16 protein-coding genes are annotated in these 15848 nt (G+C 72.3%); 10 read left to right on the top strand and 6 right to left on the bottom strand.

The window, feature by feature from the left end; translation table 11 throughout:
* Positions 1 to 9: 9 nt before the first annotated feature.
* Genes G6N10_RS05865 through G6N10_RS05855 form a run of 3 tightly spaced genes read right to left on the bottom strand, consistent with a single transcriptional unit; the run spans position 10 to position 1450 of the window.
* Positions 10 to 303 (bottom strand): DUF503 domain-containing protein, encoded by a 294-nt coding sequence (locus tag G6N10_RS05865; protein WP_085099383.1) that lies wholly within the window; start codon positions 301 to 303, stop codon positions 10 to 12.
* Between the two features lie 4 nt (positions 304 to 307).
* The gene (locus G6N10_RS05860; protein ID WP_085099388.1) at positions 308 to 922 is read right to left on the bottom strand and encodes a lipoprotein LppK; all 615 of its coding nucleotides are present in this window, start codon (positions 920 to 922) and stop codon (positions 308 to 310) included.
* 30 nt (positions 923 to 952) lie between these two features.
* The gene (locus G6N10_RS05855; RefSeq protein WP_085099392.1) at positions 953 to 1450 is read right to left on the bottom strand and encodes an MTB12 family secreted protein; all 498 of its coding nucleotides are present in this window, start codon (positions 1448 to 1450) and stop codon (positions 953 to 955) included.
* Positions 1451 to 1597: 147 nt separating this feature from the next.
* Here G6N10_RS05855 and arc point away from each other — a divergent pair, with 147 nt between their 5' ends.
* From arc to G6N10_RS05805, 10 genes are all read left to right on the top strand, one after another.
* Positions 1598 to 3418 carry a proteasome ATPase gene (gene arc, locus G6N10_RS05850; RefSeq protein WP_085099395.1) on the top strand — a complete coding sequence of 607 codons (1821 nt, stop codon included), beginning with the start codon at positions 1598 to 1600 and terminating at the stop codon, positions 3416 to 3418.
* A gap of 99 nt (positions 3419 to 3517) precedes the next feature.
* Positions 3518 to 5014 (top strand): depupylase/deamidase Dop, encoded by a 1497-nt coding sequence (gene dop / locus G6N10_RS05845; RefSeq protein ID WP_085099398.1) that lies wholly within the window; start codon positions 3518 to 3520, stop codon positions 5012 to 5014.
* A gap of 54 nt (positions 5015 to 5068) precedes the next feature.
* The gene (locus tag G6N10_RS05840) at positions 5069 to 5263 is read left to right on the top strand and encodes a ubiquitin-like protein Pup (RefSeq protein ID WP_085099401.1); all 195 of its coding nucleotides are present in this window, start codon (positions 5069 to 5071) and stop codon (positions 5261 to 5263) included.
* Positions 5260 to 6138 (top strand): proteasome subunit beta, encoded by an 879-nt coding sequence (gene prcB, locus G6N10_RS05835; protein ID WP_085099405.1) that lies wholly within the window; start codon positions 5260 to 5262, stop codon positions 6136 to 6138. Before G6N10_RS05840 ends, prcB begins: the two co-directional genes overlap by 4 nt.
* On the top strand, positions 6135 to 6881 hold the full coding sequence (gene prcA, locus G6N10_RS05830; protein WP_085099407.1) for a proteasome subunit alpha: 747 nt from the start codon (positions 6135 to 6137) through the stop codon (positions 6879 to 6881). The genes prcB and prcA overlap by 4 nt, the downstream gene beginning before the upstream one ends.
* Positions 6882 to 6891: 10 nt before the next feature.
* Positions 6892 to 7836: an SRPBCC family protein gene (locus G6N10_RS05825; RefSeq protein WP_234810648.1), complete on the top strand. Its 945-nt coding sequence runs from the start codon at positions 6892 to 6894 to the stop codon at positions 7834 to 7836.
* A complete protein-coding gene (locus tag G6N10_RS05820; protein WP_085099415.1) occupies positions 7833 to 9098 on the top strand; it encodes a methyltransferase family protein in 1266 nt (421 codons plus the stop codon). Before G6N10_RS05825 ends, G6N10_RS05820 begins: the two co-directional genes overlap by 4 nt.
* A 65-nt stretch (positions 9099 to 9163) precedes the next feature.
* Positions 9164 to 9952: a succinate dehydrogenase cytochrome b subunit gene (locus G6N10_RS05815; RefSeq protein WP_085099418.1), complete on the top strand. Its 789-nt coding sequence runs from the start codon at positions 9164 to 9166 to the stop codon at positions 9950 to 9952.
* Positions 9949 to 11907 (top strand): fumarate reductase/succinate dehydrogenase flavoprotein subunit, encoded by a 1959-nt coding sequence (locus tag G6N10_RS05810; protein ID WP_234810657.1) that lies wholly within the window; start codon positions 9949 to 9951, stop codon positions 11905 to 11907. The genes G6N10_RS05815 and G6N10_RS05810 overlap by 4 nt, the downstream gene beginning before the upstream one ends.
* A gap of 4 nt (positions 11908 to 11911) precedes the next feature.
* Complete coding sequence (locus G6N10_RS05805) at positions 11912 to 12661, top strand: succinate dehydrogenase/fumarate reductase iron-sulfur subunit (RefSeq protein WP_085099425.1); 750 nt, start codon at positions 11912 to 11914, stop codon at positions 12659 to 12661.
* Between the two features lie 72 nt (positions 12662 to 12733).
* On the opposite strand, the gene G6N10_RS05800 is transcribed toward G6N10_RS05805, so the two are convergent.
* From G6N10_RS05800 to G6N10_RS05790, 3 genes are all read right to left on the bottom strand, one after another.
* Entirely contained in the window at positions 12734 to 13621 is an 888-nt protein-coding gene (locus G6N10_RS05800; RefSeq protein ID WP_109750601.1) for a DUF559 domain-containing protein, read from the bottom strand.
* 150 nt (positions 13622 to 13771) lie between these two features.
* On the bottom strand, positions 13772 to 15484 hold the full coding sequence (locus tag G6N10_RS05795; RefSeq protein ID WP_085099434.1) for an alpha/beta hydrolase: 1713 nt from the start codon (positions 15482 to 15484) through the stop codon (positions 13772 to 13774).
* Positions 15481 to 15768 carry a DUF7162 family protein gene (locus tag G6N10_RS05790; RefSeq protein WP_085099437.1) on the bottom strand — a complete coding sequence of 96 codons (288 nt, stop codon included), beginning with the start codon at positions 15766 to 15768 and terminating at the stop codon, positions 15481 to 15483. Before G6N10_RS05790 ends, G6N10_RS05795 begins: the two co-directional genes overlap by 4 nt.
* Positions 15769 to 15848: the final 80 nt, after the last annotated feature.

The following is a 15848-nucleotide window of genomic DNA, read 5'->3' as shown; positions in this document are numbered from 1 at the left end:
CGGCGGCGCTCAGTCGTCGCTGCGGCGCAGCCCGCGGCGGGCCGAGAGCAGTTCGATCTCCGGTCGGGCGGCCACCAGGTGCTCGGCGGCGTCGAGCACCTCGGTGACGTGCGCGGCGTCGGCGGCGACCACCGCGACCCCGATGCCGGCCCGCCGGTGCAGGTCCAGGTGGCCGGTCTCGGCGGCCGAAACCGCGAAGCGTTTGCGCAGCTCGGCCACGATGGGCCGGACCACCGAGCGTTTCTGCTTCAGCGAGGCCACCGCACCGAGCAGGATGTCGAACTCCAGCCAGCCGATCCACATCGGCTCAGCCCGGCGGGGACTCGGGTGCGGGACCGGGCGGCGGCGCCGGGGCGGGGGCCTGCGGGCCGGCCGGAACCGGCTCGCCCGCGCCGCCCGGTGGCGGCAGGGCACCCGGCGGCGGCGCCGGCGGCCCGGCGTTGATGGTCAGCAGCAGGTTGGCGGTCTGGCGCGACAACCGCCACGCCGCGCCCGCCGGGGTGAACTCCATCGGAAAGGAGAACGCCCGGTCCGGCTCGGCGCCGGCCGGGGTGATCGTCACCTCGGCGGTCACGTTCGCCGGATCCCGATCCGAGAAGGCCAGGTCGGTGGCCGCGATGCCCAGCGGCAGCGCGTGATTGTCCGCCAGCGCCCGGGCGAAGGCGTCCAGTGCACCGGCGTCAGCCTCGGTGGAGCCCTCCACCAGGGCCAGCTTCTGCACCCCCGGCACCGCCGGGTCGGACAGCCGGGCCAGCACGTCGATCAGGGCGGCCGGGTCCGGCAGCGGTGCCCCGGCCGGGGTGGCGGCGCTGACCACGCTGCTCGGCGTCGCCGCGGGCGGGCCCGCCGTCGTGCAGCCGGAAAGCCCAAGCGCCGCCACGACGGTGGCGGCGCTCAGGATGATCGTCGGGTAGCGATGCACCAGTGCGGTACTCCGGCGTCCGGTCTTTTGCTAGTTCATCGCCGACATCAGGGCGCCCACCGAGCCCTTCGACAGCTGCCAGCCGCTGGGGCTGGGGCCCTGCACAAAGGTCAGCGGCATCGACGCCTCATTGCCGGTGGCCGAGGTCGCGGTGACATTGGCGGTGGCCAGCGGGCCGTTCTGGTCGATATCCATGACGTTGAAGGTCAGCGGGAAGACGCCCTCGGCCTGCTTCTGCTGGAACTTGGCGTCCGCGGCGCGGGTCGCGATGCGGCCGAGGCCGCCCTCGATGTAGGACTGCTTGCTGGCGAACGAACCGCCCGCGGCCAGCCCGCTCAGGGTCTGGGTCAGCGCCGACTGCAGTTCGGGGGCCGGCGCGGCAGGCATCGGAATATCCCACACCACCGGCGCCACCGCCGGGGTCGACGGCGCGGCGGTCAGCGAGGTCATGCCCGCGGCGCCACCTACGGTGAATGCCACGGCGGCTGCACCGGTAACGATGCCGGTCAGGATGTTTTTCTTGGTCACGGCGGTCCTTCCCAAAGGCCAAGCGATTGTTTCGAGGCTAACAGTTTCTGGGGTGTGTCGAGTTCCCAGAGCACACACATGGACTGAATCGCCGGTAGCGTTGACGGTGTTACCGCACCAACTTGAAGGTGAGGGGAGGAGCGCACCATGAGCCCGTCTGAGCGTTCAGATAACTTCCGCGATCCCGCGGGGCCCGACGATGCCGCCGAGCTGGAACGGCTGCGCCGGGAGACCGCCGCGCTGCGCACGCAGCTCGAAAGCGTGGTCGGAACCGGCAGCGGATTGCGCAGTGCCCGCGACATCCAGCAGCTGGAGACCCGCGTCGACTCCCTCACCTCCCGCAACGCCAAGCTGATGGACACCCTCAAGGAGGCCCGCCAGCAGCTGCTCGCGCTGCGCGAGGAGGTCGACCGGCTGGGCCAGCCGCCCAGCGGCTACGGCGTGCTGCTGTCGGTCGCCGACGACGAGAGCGTCGACGTGTTCACCTCCGGGCGCAAGATGCGGCTGACGCTGTCGCCCAACATCGAGGCGGACACCCTGCGCAAGGGCCAGACCGTGCGGCTCAACGAGGCGCTGACCGTCGTGGAGGCCGGCGCCTACGAGTCGGTCGGGGAGATCTGCGCGCTGCGTGAGGTGCTCGCCGACGGGCACCGGGCGCTGGTCGTCGGGCACGCCGACGAGGAACGCATCGTCTGGCTGGCCGAACCGCTGATCGTCGAGGAAGATCCGCAGGCCGACCCGCTGGCCCCGCTGACCGACGAGGAGCGGGCCCGCCGGCTGCGCCCCGGCGATTCACTGCTGGTGGACACCAAGGCCGGATACGCCTTCGAGCGGATCCCCAAGGCCGAGGTGGAGGATCTGGTGCTGGAGGAGGTGCCGGACGTCTCCTACAGCGACATCGGCGGCCTGACCCGGCAGATCGAGCAGATCCGCGACGCCGTCGAGCTGCCGTTCCTGCACAAGGATCTCTACCGGGAATACGCCCTGCGCCCGCCCAAGGGGGTGCTGCTCTACGGGCCGCCGGGGTGCGGCAAGACGCTCATCGCCAAGGCCGTCGCCAACTCGCTGGCCAAGAAGATGGCCGAGGTGCGCGGCGAGGACGCCAAGGAAGCCAAGTCCTACTTCCTCAACATCAAGGGCCCCGAGCTGCTCAACAAGTTCGTCGGTGAAACCGAGCGGCACATCCGGCTGATCTTCCAGCGGGCGCGGGAGAAGGCCTCCGAGGGCACCCCGGTGATCGTGTTCTTCGACGAGATGGATTCCATCTTCCGGACCCGCGGCACCGGCGTCAGCTCCGATGTCGAGACCACGGTGGTGCCCCAGCTGCTCGCCGAGATCGACGGCGTGGAGGGGCTGGAGAACGTCATCGTGATCGGCGCGTCCAACCGCGAGGACATGATCGACCCGGCGATCCTGCGGCCCGGCCGCCTCGACGTGAAGATCAAGATCGAGCGCCCCGACGCCGAGTCGGCGCAGGACATTTTCAGCAAGTACCTCACCGAGGCGCTGCCGGTGCACGCCGACGATCTCGGCGAGTTCGGCGGCGACCGCGGCGCCTGCATCAAGGCGATGATCGAGAAGGTCGTCGACCGGATGTACGCAGAGATCGACGACAACCGGTTCCTGGAGGTCACCTACGCCAACGGGGACAAGGAGGTCATGTACTTCAAGGACTTCAACTCCGGGGCGATGATCCAGAACGTCGTCGACCGGGCCAAGAAGTACGCGATCAAGAGCGTGTTGGAGACCGGCCAGCCCGGCCTGCGCATCCAGCATCTGCTGGACTCCATCGTCGACGAGTTCGCCGAGAACGAGGACCTGCCCAACACCACCAACCCGGACGACTGGGCGCGGATCTCGGGCAAGAAGGGTGAGCGGATCGTCTACATCCGCACCCTGGTCACCGGCAAATCGTCGAGTGCGAGCCGGGCGATCGACACCGAATCGAACCTGGGCCAGTACCTGTAGCGACGGTTCGGCGGTCCGGCCCGGGGTCGACGGCCCCGGGTTGGTCCCGCCGATCCGGCCGCCGGTCCGGTGGCCGTCGCGCACCGATACCCTGGGAGCATGCAACGGATCATCGGTACCGAGGTCGAATACGGAATCTCCTCGCCCACCGACCCGACCGCCAACCCGATCATCACCTCCACCCAGGCGGTGCTGGCCTATGCCGCCGCGGCCGGGGTGCCGCGCGCCAAGCGCACCCGGTGGGACTACGAGGTGGAGTCTCCGCTGCGCGACGCCCGCGGCTTCGACCTGGGCCGATCCTCGGGGCCGGCGCCGATCATCGACGCCGACGAGATCGGTGCGGCCAACATGATCCTCACCAACGGTGCCCGGCTCTACGTCGACCACGCCCATCCGGAGTACTCCGCGCCCGAGGTCACCGACCCGATGGACGCGGTGATCTGGGACAAGGCGGGGGAGCGGGTGATGGAGGCCGCGGCCCGGTTCGCCTCCTCGGTGCCGGGCGCCGCCCGGCTGCAGCTCTACAAGAACAACGTCGACGGCAAGGGCGCCTCCTACGGCACCCACGAGAACTATCTGATGAGCCGGGCCACCCCGTTCAACGCGGTGATCGCCGGGCTGATGCCGTTCTTCGCCTCGCGCCAGGTGATCGTCGGGTCGGGCCGGGTCGGCATCGGGGCCTCCGGTGACGAGCCCGGCTTCCAGCTGTCCCAGCGCGCCGACTACATCGAGGTCGAGGTCGGGCTGGAGACCACCCTCAAGCGCGGCATCATCAACACCCGCGACGAACCGCACGCCGACGCCGACAAATACCGCCGGCTGCACGTCATCATCGGTGACGCCAACCTGGCCGAGACCTCCACCTACCTCAAGGTCGGCACCACCGCGCTGGTGCTGGACCTGATCGAGGACGGCGCGGATCTGTCCGACCTGGCGCTGGCCCGCCCGGTGCACGCCGTGCACGTGATCAGCCACGACCCCAGCCTGCGGGCCACCGTCGCGCTCGCCGACGGGCGGGAGCTGACCGGCCTTGCGCTGCAACGCATCTACCTCGATCGGGTGGCCAAGATGCTGGACCGCCGCGACCCGGACCCGCGCGCCGAGCACGTCGTGGCGACCTGGGCCCGGGTGCTGGACCTGCTCGAGCGCGACCCGATGGAGTGCGCCGACCTGCTGGACTGGCCGGCCAAGCTGCGGCTGCTGGAGGGCTTCCGGACCCGCGAGGGACTGGGCTGGTCGGCGCCCCGGCTGCAGCTGGTGGACCTGCAGTACTCCGACGTGCGGCTGGACAAGGGCCTGTACAACCGGCTGGTCGCTCGCGGGTCGATGCAGCGGCTGGTCACCGAGCAGCAGGTGCTCGACGCCGTCGCCAACCCGCCGACCGACACCCGCGCCTACTTCCGCGGCGAATGCCTGCGCCGGTTCGGTGCCGACATCGCCGCGGCCAGCTGGGACTCGGTGATCTTCGACCTCGGTGGCGAGTCGCTGGTGCGGATTCCCACCCTGGAGCCGCTGCGGGGCAGCAAGGCCCATGTCGGTGCGCTGCTGGATTCGGTCGACAGCGCGGCCGAACTCGTCGACCAGCTGACGTCCTGAGCGGTGCTCGCCCGGTAGGGTGAAGGAACTTGACGACTCGACCGGGAGGCAGCGATGGCCCAGGAGCAGCAGCGCGCCGGAGGTGGCGGCGGCGATGACGACGAGCTGGCCGGCAGCTCGGCCGCCGGTCAGGAGCGTCGGGAGAAGCTGACCGAGGAGACCGACGACCTGCTCGACGAGATCGACGACATCCTCGAGGAGAACGCCGAGGACTTCGTCCGCGCCTATGTGCAAAAGGGTGGCCAGTGACCCGGTCGTCTCACGAACGCCCGGACCCCAGCGCACTGTTCACCGGATCGGCCAATGATCTGTCCTCGTTCACCGACCTGCTGCGCCGGCAGGCTCCCCAGCTGCTGCCGACCGGATCGACGACGATGAGCGGGGCCGACCTGCCGCACGGCACCACCATCGTCGCGGTGAAATACCCCGGCGGTGTGCTGATCGCCGGTGATCGGCGGGCCACCCAGGGCAACATGATCGCCAGCCGGGACGTGCAGAAGGTCTACATCACCGACGACTACACCGCGACCGGCATCGCCGGAACCGCGGCCATCGCGGTGGAATTCGCCCGGCTGTACGCCGTCGAACTGGAGCACTACGAGAAGCTCGAGGGCGTCGCGCTGAGCTTCCCGGGCAAGGTCAACCGGCTCGCCAACATGGTGCGCGGCAATCTCGGTGCGGCCCTTCAGGGTTTCGTCGCGCTGCCGCTGCTGGTCGGCTATGACCTTGACGATCCCGACGGTGCCGACGCCGGGCGGATCGTGTCGTTCGACGCCGCGGGCGGCTGGAACATCGAGGACGAGGGCTACCACTCGGTGGGCTCCGGCTCGCTGTTCGCCCGGTCCTCGTTGAAGAAGCTGTATTCGGCTGTGGCCGACGGGGATTCCGCGCTGGCCGCGGCGATCGAGGCACTCTACGACGCCGCCGACGACGACTCGGCGACCGGCGGACCGGACCTGGTCCGCGGGATCTTCCCGACCGCGGTCACCATCGGCGCCGACGGCGCCGAGGAGGTGCCCACCGAGCGGATCGCCGAACTGGCCCGGGGCATCATCGCCGGCCGCGAGCGCACCAGCGTGCGCCGAACGCACGGCCCGCACACCGACATTCGGGAGCAGTCATGAGCTTCCCGTACTTCATCTCACCCGAGCAGGCCATGCGGGAGCGCAGCGAGCTTGCCCGCAAGGGCATCTCCCGCGGCCGCAGCGTCGTCGCGCTGGCCTACGCCGACGGGGTGCTGTTCGTCGCGGAGAACCCGTCCCGGTCGCTGCAGAAGGTCAGCGAACTCTACGACCGGATCGGCTTCGCCGCGGTCGGCCGGTTCAACGAGTTCGACAACCTGCGCCGCGGCGGCATTCAGCTCGCCGACACGCTCGGCTACACCTACGATCGCCGCGACGTGACCGGCCGGCAACTGGCCAACCGGTACGCCTCCACGCTGGGCACCATCTTCACCGAGCAGGCCAAGCCGTATGAGGTGGAGCTCTGCGTCGCCGAGGTTGCCCACTACGGCGAGTCCAAACCCCCTGAGCTGTACCGGATCACCTACGACGGCTCGATCGCCGACGAACCGGAGTTCGTGGTGATGGGCGGCTCCACCGAGCCGATCGCCGCCGCGCTCAAGGACAGCTACCTGCCCAACGCCGCGCTGGCCGACGCAGTCGGTGTCGCCGTGCACGCGCTGGAAACCGGCGCCGACGGGGAGCGACGGGTGCTCGGGGCGGGCAACCTGGAGGTCGCGGTGCTCGACGCCAACCGGCCCCGCCGGGCGTTCCGCCGGATCACCGGCGCCGCGCTGGAAGCGCTGCTGCCGGTGCCGGATCCGGCGCCCGAAGAAGTGACGGAAGAGTCCCCGGCCGCCGAGTAGCGTTTTGCCGGTGAGCACCGCGTACCGGCCGAGTCCCGCGCAATGGCGGCTGGCCGCGCTGATTCTGGCGCTGGCCGTCGGCGTCATCGCGGTGCGGCTGATCAGGGGCATCGGGCTGGGCCAGACCGCCGCGTTCTACCTCGGGATACCGACGGTCTTCGCGCTGGTGCTGGCGCTGTCGGCACCGTCGAAGAACCTGATTGGCATGACCCTGCGCGGGATCACCCTGGCGCTGCTGCTGGCCATGCCGGTGCTCGGCGAGGGCTTCGTCTGCGTCCTGATCGCCGCGCCGCTGTGCTACGCCGTCGGCCTGATGGTGGCGGCGCTGGTGCAGTGGTCGCGCCGCGGCGGGGGCCGCGCCCAGGTGGTTGTGGTGCCCGCGTTGCTGCTGTTGACCGCGCTGGAGGGCGTCACCCCGGCGCTGACGCTGCCCGATGACCAGTCGGTGACCGAATCCCGGGTGGTGGCGGCCAGCCCCGACGAGGTTCGGGCGGCGCTGGCCCGGCCGCTGCGATTCGCCGATCATCGGCCCGGCGGGGTGCTGGCGCTGGGCTTCCCGGCGCCGATCGACGACGCCGGCGGGCTGGACCCCGGCGACCAGCGCAGCGTCCGGTTCGCCGGGGCGCACCACCGCCCGCCCGGGGTGGCGGCCCACCACTGGGGCGAGCACGCCAGCGCGCTGCAGTTGCGGGTCGCCGAGTCCGGCCCGGAGTCGGTGACGTTCGCGACCGTCGCCGACCACACCCCGCTGGCCAGCTGGCTGGCGTGGCGGACCAGCGAGGTGCACTGGCGGGCGCTGCCGGCCGGTGGAACCGAGATCAGCTGGACCCTGCGGTTCACCCGGCGGCTGGCCCCGGGCTGGTACTTCGGGCCGATCGAGCAGTTCGTCGCCGGCCGCGCCGCCGACTATCTGCTGGACGCCATCGACCTCGGCGCCGGGTCGCCGCCACGGTGACCACCGGCCTGGACGTGGGCGTGCTGCGCACCGGCGCGGTCCTCACCCCGGTGCTGCTGACCGCGGTGCTCTGGCTGCTCACCCCCGATCCGCGCCGGCGCGGCGCCGCGGTGCTGGCGGCGCTGTGGAACCTGGTGGGCCTGCTGGCGGTCAACGCCGTCGCGGTGGCGGCCGGGGCTTGGCACTTCGGCACCGCCGGCGCGATGTGGGCGCAGGTTCCCGTCGACGTGGTCGCCGGCTGGGCGCTGCTGTGGGGTGCGGTGCCGATCCTGTTGACCCCGTGGCTGCGCCCGGCGCTGTGCGCGGGCCTGCTGGTGGCCTTCGACGCCCTGGTGATGGGCGTGCTCGACCCGCTGGTCACCCTGGCGCCGCGGTGGTGGATCGGGGAGCTCGCCACGGTCGGGCTGTGCCTGATCCCCGGTGTGCTGCTCGGCGTGCTCACCGACCGCGGCACCGGCCTGCGGCTGCGCGCCGCGGGCCAGGTGGCGCTGTTCGGTGCGACCGCCGGATTTCTGCTGCCCGCGATCGCCTTCGCCGGCACCGGGCGGTCCTGGTCGCAGCTGTGGGCGCAATTCGGCGGGCCGGCCGATCTGGTCGCCGCCCAGCTCGGCCTGATCGTGCTGGTGATCGCGCTGGCGGCGGTCGCCGAATTCGTCCGCGGCGGCGGGACGCCGTATCCGTGGGATCCGCCGGTCCGGTTGGTCCGCAGCGGGCCGTACGCCTATCTGGCCAACCCGATGCAGCTGTGCGCGGTGACCCTGCTGCTGATCGGGGCGGCGGTGTTCGCCGCCCCCGAACTGGCGGCGATCGCCGGGGCGGGCGCGGTCTTCGGCGCCGGCCTGGCCGGCTGGAGCGAACGGGGCGACCTGGTGCGGCGGTTCGGCGCCGACTGGACGGCCTACCGCGGCACCGTGACCGACTGGCTGCCGCGGTGGACACCGAGCCGGCTGCGGCAGCCGGCCCGGCTGTATGTCGCCGGCGGCTGTGACCCGTGCAGCCGGCTCGGCTGCTGGCTGGCGGCCCGGGCGCCGGTGGCGCTGCAGATCGTCGACGCCGATGCCGTGCGCCCGGCGCTGCACCGGCTGCGGTACACCGGCGCCGACGGGCTGAGCGTGGACGGCACCCGGGCCCTCGGCGCGGCGCTGGAGCACCTGTCGCTGGGCTGGGCGGTGACCGGCTGGTTGCTGCGGGCGCCGCTGCTCGGCGGGTTGGTCCAGCTGGTCGCCGACGCCGTCGGGGCCGGCCCGCGGGTTCCGCGCTGATCCCGGGCGGGTCGCTACGACGGGGTGTAGTTTTCGTTGCAGGCGATGGCGTAGGGAGTGATGCAATGACCGCCTCGGGTGGGCAGGGGTCTGCGGTGGCCGATGCCGCCGACGCCGGGCACGAGGTGCCCCGCCGGCCGGCGCTGATTCCCCCCGGCGTGCGGCTGCGGTGGCGGCCGTCGACCATCGGCCTGAAGATCGTAATGGCGGTAACCGGTGTGGTGTTCGCGCTGTTCGTCTTCGTGCACATGATCGGCAACCTCAAGATCTACACCGGGGCAGAGCATTTCGACGCCTACGCGCACTGGCTGCGGACCCTGGCCGAGCCGCTGCTGCCGTACCAGGGCGCGTTGTGGCTGTTCCGGGTGGTGCTGGCGGCCTGCCTGGTCGCGCACGTCGGGGCCGCCGCGGTGCTCGCCGCGCGGGCCCGGCGGGCCCGCGGACCGTTCCGTCGCCGCGGCCTGCGGGGGCTGCGATCCTTCACCGCCCGCACCATGGCGGTCAGCGGAATCGTGTTGCTGGCCTTCATCGTTTTCCACATTCTCGACCTGACCACCGGCACCGGCCCGGCCGCATCGAGCGCGTTCACCCCGGCCACGACCAGCTCCAGCGCCGCCTACGCGAACCTGGTCGCCAGCTTCGAGCGCCCCGCCGTGGCCGGTTTCTACCTGCTGGCGATGCTGGTGCTCGGCGCGCACCTGGCGCACGGGTTGTACACCGCGGTCAGCGATCTCGGGGTGACCGGGCGGCGCACCCGGCAGCTGGCCATCGCAGCCGGCGGACTGCTGGCCGGCGCGGTGATGGTCGCCAACATGAGCATCCCGATCGCGGTTCAGGCCGGGTGGCTGAGGTGAGCGTGGACCGGGTGCATCTGGGCGAGCTGCGCGGCCGCGGCGCGCCGCTGGACGGGGGTGTGCCCGACGGGGATCCGGCCACCGCCTGGGAACGCCGGCTGCTGGACTACCGGCTGGTCAGCCCGCTGAACCGGAGCAAGTTCACCGTCATCGTGGTGGGCACCGGGCTGGCCGGGGCGGGCTGCGCGGCGGCACTGGGCGAACTGGGCTACCGGGTGGAGTCCTTCACCTTCCACGATGCGCCGCGGCGCGCGCACAGCGTCGCCGCCCAGGGCGGCATCAACGCCGCCCGCGGCCGCAAGGTCGACAACGACAGCGTCGCGCGCTTCGTCAAGGACACCGTCAAGGGTGGGGACTTCCGGACCCGGGAGGCCGACGTCTACCGGCTGGCCCAGGAGTCCGCGCGGGTGATCGACCACATGAACGCGATCGGCGCGCCGTTCGCCCGGGAGTACGGCGGCAGCCTGGCCACCCGGTCGTTCGGCGGGGTGCAGGTCTCGCGGACCTACTACACCCGCGGCCAGACCGGCCAGCAGCTGCAGATCGCGGCCAGCCAGGCGCTGCTGCGCCAGGTCGGGCTCGGCACGGTGAACCTGCACACCCGTACCGAAATGCTGGATCTGATCGTCGCCGACGGCCGCGCCGTCGGCATCGTCACCCGCAACCTGGTGACCGGCGAGGTGTCGGCGACCACCGGGCATGCCGTGGTGCTGGCCACCGGCGGCTACGGCAACGTGTTCTTCCGCTCCACCCTGGCACGCAACTCCAATGCCAGCGCCACCTGGCGCGCCCACCAGCGCGGCGCGCTGTTCGCCTCGCCGTCGTTCATCCAATTCCATCCGACCGCGCTGCCGGTCAGCTCACCCTGGCAGTCCAAGACCATCCTGATGAGCGAATCGCTGCGCAACGACGGCCGGATCTGGGTACCCCGACGCGCCGGCGATGACCGCGCCCCGGCCGACATCCCCGACGCCGAGCGGGACTACTACCTGGAGCGGATGTACCCGTCCTACGGCAACCTGTCCCCGCGGGATGTCTCTTCCCGTGCCGCGCGCGCCCAGATCGAATCCGGGCACGGCGTCGGCCCGCTGAAAAACAGTGTGTACCTGGACTTCCGGGACGCGCTGGCCCGGCTCGGCCGGCACGTCATCGCCGAACGGTACGGAAACCTGTTCTCGATGTACCGCGACGCCACCGGCGAGGACCCCTACACCGTCCCGATGCGGATCGCCCCGGGCGCGCACTTCGCGATGGGTGGACTGTGGAGCGACTTCGACCAAATGACCTCCATCCCCGGCCTTTTCGTCGGCGGCGAGGCCGGCTGGGCCTACCACGGCGCCAACCGGCTCGGCGCCAATTCGTTGCTGTCGGCGTGCGTGGACGGCTGGTTCACCCTGCCGTACGCGGTGCCCAACTACCTGGCCGGGCTGCTCGGCACCGCGCCGCCGGCCGCCGATCACCCTGCGGTGACCGCGACGCTGGGACAGACCCGGGAGCGGATCGAGGCGCTGCTGGCGATCGGCGGCACCCAGGGTCCGGACCGCTTCCATCGCCGGCTCGGCGACATCCTCTACCGCGGCTGCGGGGTCTCGCGGTCGGCGGCCGGCCTGGCTACCGCGATCGGCGAGATCGACGAGCTGACCGCCGACTTTCACGCCGGCCTGCGGGTGGCCGGCGGCGCGGGGGAGTTCAACCAGGAACTGGAGAAGGCCGGCCGGGTGGCCGACTATCTGGGCCTGGCCCGGCTGATGTGCATCGACGCGCTGGACCGCGACGAATCCTGCGGGGCGCACTTCCGGCAGGAACACCAGAGCCCCGGCGGGGAGGCGCAGCGCGACGACGACCGCTGGTGCTTCGTGTCCGCCTGGGCGCCCGGCTCCGGCGGCACCCCGGTGCGCCGCGACGAGCCACTGAACTTCACCGCCGTCCCCCTGCAAACCCGGAACTACGTGTGAGCCGATGAAACTGACCCTGGAGATCTGGCGCCAGCGCGACCCCGCCTCGGCCGGCCGCTTCGAGCGCTACCCGATCGAGGACGCCACCGCCGAGATGTCGCTGCTGGAACTGCTCGACCGGCTCAACGACGCCCTGGTCGCCGCGGGGCAGGACCCGGTGGCCTTCGACTCGGACTGCCGGGAGGGGGTGTGCGGGTCCTGCGGGGTGACCGTCGACGGCCGGCCGCACGGCCCGGTGCCCAACACCCCGTCCTGCCGCCAGCACGTCCGGTCCTACGCCGATGGGGACCGCATCCGGATCGAACCGCTGCGCTCGGCGGCGTTCCCGGTGCTGCGCGACCTGGTGGTGGACCGGTCCGCGCTGGACGCGATGATCACCGCGGGCGGCCACATCGGCCTGGACGCCGGGACCGCCGCGGACGCCGACGCCGAACCGCTGCCCAAGGAGGCCGCCGAATACGCGCTGGACTTCGCCGCCTGCATCGGCTGCGGGGCCTGCGTGGCGGCCTGCCCGAACGGCGCCGCGCACCTGTTCGCCGGCGCCAAGCTGCTGCACCTGGGCACCGTCACCCGGGGCCGGGCCGAACGCGGCCGGCGGGCCAAAGCGCTGACCGGGGCGATGCAGGAGCAGTTCGGGCCGTGCTCCAGCTACGGCGAGTGCGTGCAGGTCTGCCCGGAGAACATCCCGATGACCGCGATCGCCGCGGTCAACCGGGAGGTGCTGCGGGCCCGGCTGCGCGGCAAGGCCGACTGACCAGCCGTAGCCGAACGTACCGTTTGGGACTTGTGCTGCCGGTGGTGTGCAAGTGGCGGTCAAAGTGCGGGGTCACCGCCGATCGGTACGTTCGGCTACGGCCGCGGCCAGGATGCCCCGGACCCCATCGGGATTGAACATCACGTCCTCCCAGCAGAAGCGCAGCACCAGCCAACCGGCGACGGTGAACGCGTTGTAGCGGCGCGCGTCGGCCTGCAGGGCCGCGCGGTTGCCGTGCCATTCGAAGGAGTCGGCCTCGGCGATGATCCGGAGGTCCTCGTCGACCAGATCCGGCCGGCCGAGCCGCGCCCCGCCACCGATGATGTTGGCGTCGGGGCGCCGGATCACCACCTGGGGCCGCAGGTTCAGCCCGGGAACTCGGTGGCCGATCGCACGCAGCACCGACTCAAATGGGTTGGCCGCATCGGCGCGAGCACGCTGGACCAGCAGCCGCATCCGCGCGGTGCCCGGGCCGCGGGCGTCGCGCACCAGGGCCTCCAGCGAGGACCGGGCGCCCCCGTCCCGCAGCATCGAATCCGCGACCGCCAGCGCCTCGTCGTCGGGGAGCAGGCGCAGGCAGTCCATGATGGTGCGGTCCCGGGACGTGACACCGTCAACGACATCGCCGGTCACCAGCCGAAGCCGTCGCACCTCGGCGCCGGCGGCCAGCTCCGGGGTTAGCCGGCGATTACGGGGGACAGCGATCTGCGGCAGCTTGGGCGGGGTCTTGACCGCCCAACCGTGCCGAAGAGCGGCGCTGAGCAGGCAGACCGCACCGGACAGTCGGTGGGCGGCGGCGATGTCCGCCTGGATCTGGGGCACCGCGTAACGGCCACGCGCCAGCGCCACGATCTGTCCGCCGGCCAGCGCATTGTCGACCTGTCGCCGTGAGGTGCGTGCGATGAGCGCCGCTCGGGTCGCCACGCCGCCGAGGCGGGTGAGTTCGTCGACAACGGCCATGGCCCATCGTCGCGTGGTTGGGTGAGTAGCGGTATTCAGCCATCCACAGCCGTAGCCGGACGTACCGTTTGGGAGTTCTGTGGTCAGTGGGAATCCAGTGGAGCGTAAATCCGGGATTGCCGGGGATCGGTACGTCCGGCTACGGCGCGGTCACCGCGGCCGGCGCGGCTCGGGTCCGGCCAGCAGCACCGCGAGCAGGTTGTTCCAGGCGTCCGAGGGGTCGTTGACCACGCCGCTGTGCGCACCCGGGCCCATCATCGGTGACCCGTTGGCGCGCCGGCCGGTGCCCAGCGGGATCACCCCCGCCATGGTGTCCGGGTCGGCGCCGTGCGGTCCGAACGGGATGCCCTGCACGGCCTCGATCCAGTCCAGCGGTGCGGTCATCGAGAAGCGCCGCACGTCGGGGTTGCGGTTGTGCCAGTCGCCGGGCCCGTGCACCCCGACCCCGGCACCGGCCGCCGCCACGTAGACGGTGCGGTCGGCGGTCAGCCCGTCCCGCTCGGCGGTGCCCAGGATGGAGCCGCCGTAGGAGTGCCCCAGGTAGGTGACCGGGATGGTCCGGCCGGTCCCGTCGACCGTGCGTTTGACGTCCGCGCTGAAGGCGACCAGTCGCGGCGCCATCCGCTCGGCGTAGCCGGGTTCGGCGGCCTGCCGGATCCCGGACACCAGGTCGGTGCCGGTGGGGAACTCCCCACCCAGGTAGCTGATCATCGCCAGCCGTCCGCCGCCGGCCCGGGTGAACCGGCGGGCGGTGTCCACGTTCGCGGCGCTGCCCGCCAGCGTGGTGTTCAGCCCCGGGATCAGTACGCCGAGGTTGGTGGCGGTGCGCAGGTCGCCGTGCAGTTCGATCAGCGAGGAGCGCTGCGGGTCGAAGGCGATGAACTGCCGCGGCACCGGCAGCTCGCTGCGGCCGGTCGGGTCCGGCACGTCGGCCAGCAGGCCCTGGTAGAACTCGATGCGCGCGTTGACCTTTCGGTCGTGCGCGGCGGCCGCGCGGGCCCGGATCGCCGGGTCGCTGAGCAGCGCCGCCCGCACTCGCTCCTGGCTCGCCGGGTCCCCGGCGCCGCGGGTCAGCGCCGCGGGCAGTGGGCCGCTGAGCTCGCTGCGCGCCTTGTCCTGCGCGCTGCGATCCAGCAGCCCCCGCTGGGTCAGGATCGCCTCGGCGATGTTGAGCCGGTTTGCCGCGATCCGCAGCGGCCAGGGCACTCCATCGGTGTTACCGGCCTGGCGGGGCGCGGCCTCGACGAGTTGCCGGCGCTGTTCGGGGGACAATGCCGCGATCTGGGCGGCGATCGCCTCCTGGCTCAGGGTGGGCCAGCCGGCCACCAGGGCCGCCGGGCCGGTCGGCCAGCCGGCCGCCGTGGTGGGGGCCGGTTCGGCGATCCGGAACGCGGCGTCCAGGTCGCGGGCGGTGTCCTCGTCGGCGACGCCGAGCCGATCCAGCGCCGCGGCGACGGTGATGCTGAGCTCCGCGGCCCGCGAAGTCATCACCTCGCTCGCCGGTGCCGGGGCGTGGGCGGTGCCGTCGTCGGCCACCGGGTAGCCCTCGGCGCGGGCCGCGGCGACCGCGGCGAGTACCTCGTCGCGGCGCTGCCCGATCGATTGGGCGCCGCTGCGGGCCACCGCCGCCGCCGCGACGAACACCCGGGCCAGCCGGGTCGCCTCGCCGGTCAGCCCGGTCATCCGGGTGCGGGCGGCGGCCGCGGTGGAGCCGCGCCAGTGCTCGTGCAGGCCCTCGACACCGCGGATCAGCACCTCCACGTCGCGGTGCAGATCGGTGGCGGCGGCGTCCCACACCCCGGCGGCGGCCTCCAGCGAGTCGGGTTGCCAGCTGATCGCCTGGCGCAGCGTCGGCCGGCTCACGAGCCGGCGATCCGGCGTCGGGCGGCGTCGTCGGCCTCGGTCAGTCGCTGCCCGCCGCCGCTGACCCCGTCGGCCCAGTTGGCCAGGTCGGCGGCCAGCACCGCGACCCGCCGCGCGATGTCGGCGGGACCGGTGACCGCGCAGGTCGCCGAGCCGGGCAGGGCGCCCGCGCGGGCCAGGCCGTCCCGGCGGGCCAGGGCGGCGATGCCGGCGGCCGCGGTGCGCACCGCGGTCGCCGCCGCGCCCAGCCGCGCCGACTGCAGTGCCAGGTTGTCCTCGGCCATGGGTCATGGTGGCACCGGCGCGGCGGCCACCGAAGTCCGTCATCCCCAGGCCGGGGCGCGGGGCGGCGGGCGGCGCGCGA

Origin of the sequence: Mycolicibacterium fallax (assembly GCF_010726955.1) — a bacterium.
In the GTDB taxonomy this organism is placed as follows: domain Bacteria; phylum Actinomycetota; class Actinomycetes; order Mycobacteriales; family Mycobacteriaceae; genus Mycobacterium; species Mycobacterium fallax.
This window is presented reverse-complemented; position numbering and strand designations above follow the sequence as displayed.

Bases quoted from the DNA above. Each gene is read 5' to 3' on its own strand.
- G6N10_RS05865 (WP_085099383.1), bottom strand. From the start codon at position 303: ATGTGGATCGGCTGGCTGGAGTTCGACATCCTGCTCGGTGCGGTGGCC.
- arc (WP_085099395.1), top strand. From the start codon at position 1,598: ATGAGCCCGTCTGAGCGTTCAGATAACTTCCGCGATCCCGCGGGGCCC.
- dop (WP_085099398.1), top strand. From the start codon at position 3,518: ATGCAACGGATCATCGGTACCGAGGTCGAATACGGAATCTCCTCGCCC.
- G6N10_RS05840 (WP_085099401.1), top strand. From the start codon at position 5,069: ATGGCCCAGGAGCAGCAGCGCGCCGGAGGTGGCGGCGGCGATGACGAC.
- prcA (WP_085099407.1), top strand. From the start codon at position 6,135: ATGAGCTTCCCGTACTTCATCTCACCCGAGCAGGCCATGCGGGAGCGC.
- G6N10_RS05815 (WP_085099418.1), top strand. From the start codon at position 9,164: ATGACCGCCTCGGGTGGGCAGGGGTCTGCGGTGGCCGATGCCGCCGAC.
- G6N10_RS05805 (WP_085099425.1), top strand. From the start codon at position 11,912: ATGAAACTGACCCTGGAGATCTGGCGCCAGCGCGACCCCGCCTCGGCC.
- G6N10_RS05800 (WP_109750601.1), bottom strand. From the start codon at position 13,621: ATGGCCGTTGTCGACGAACTCACCCGCCTCGGCGGCGTGGCGACCCGA.
- G6N10_RS05790 (WP_085099437.1), bottom strand. From the start codon at position 15,768: ATGGCCGAGGACAACCTGGCACTGCAGTCGGCGCGGCTGGGCGCGGCG.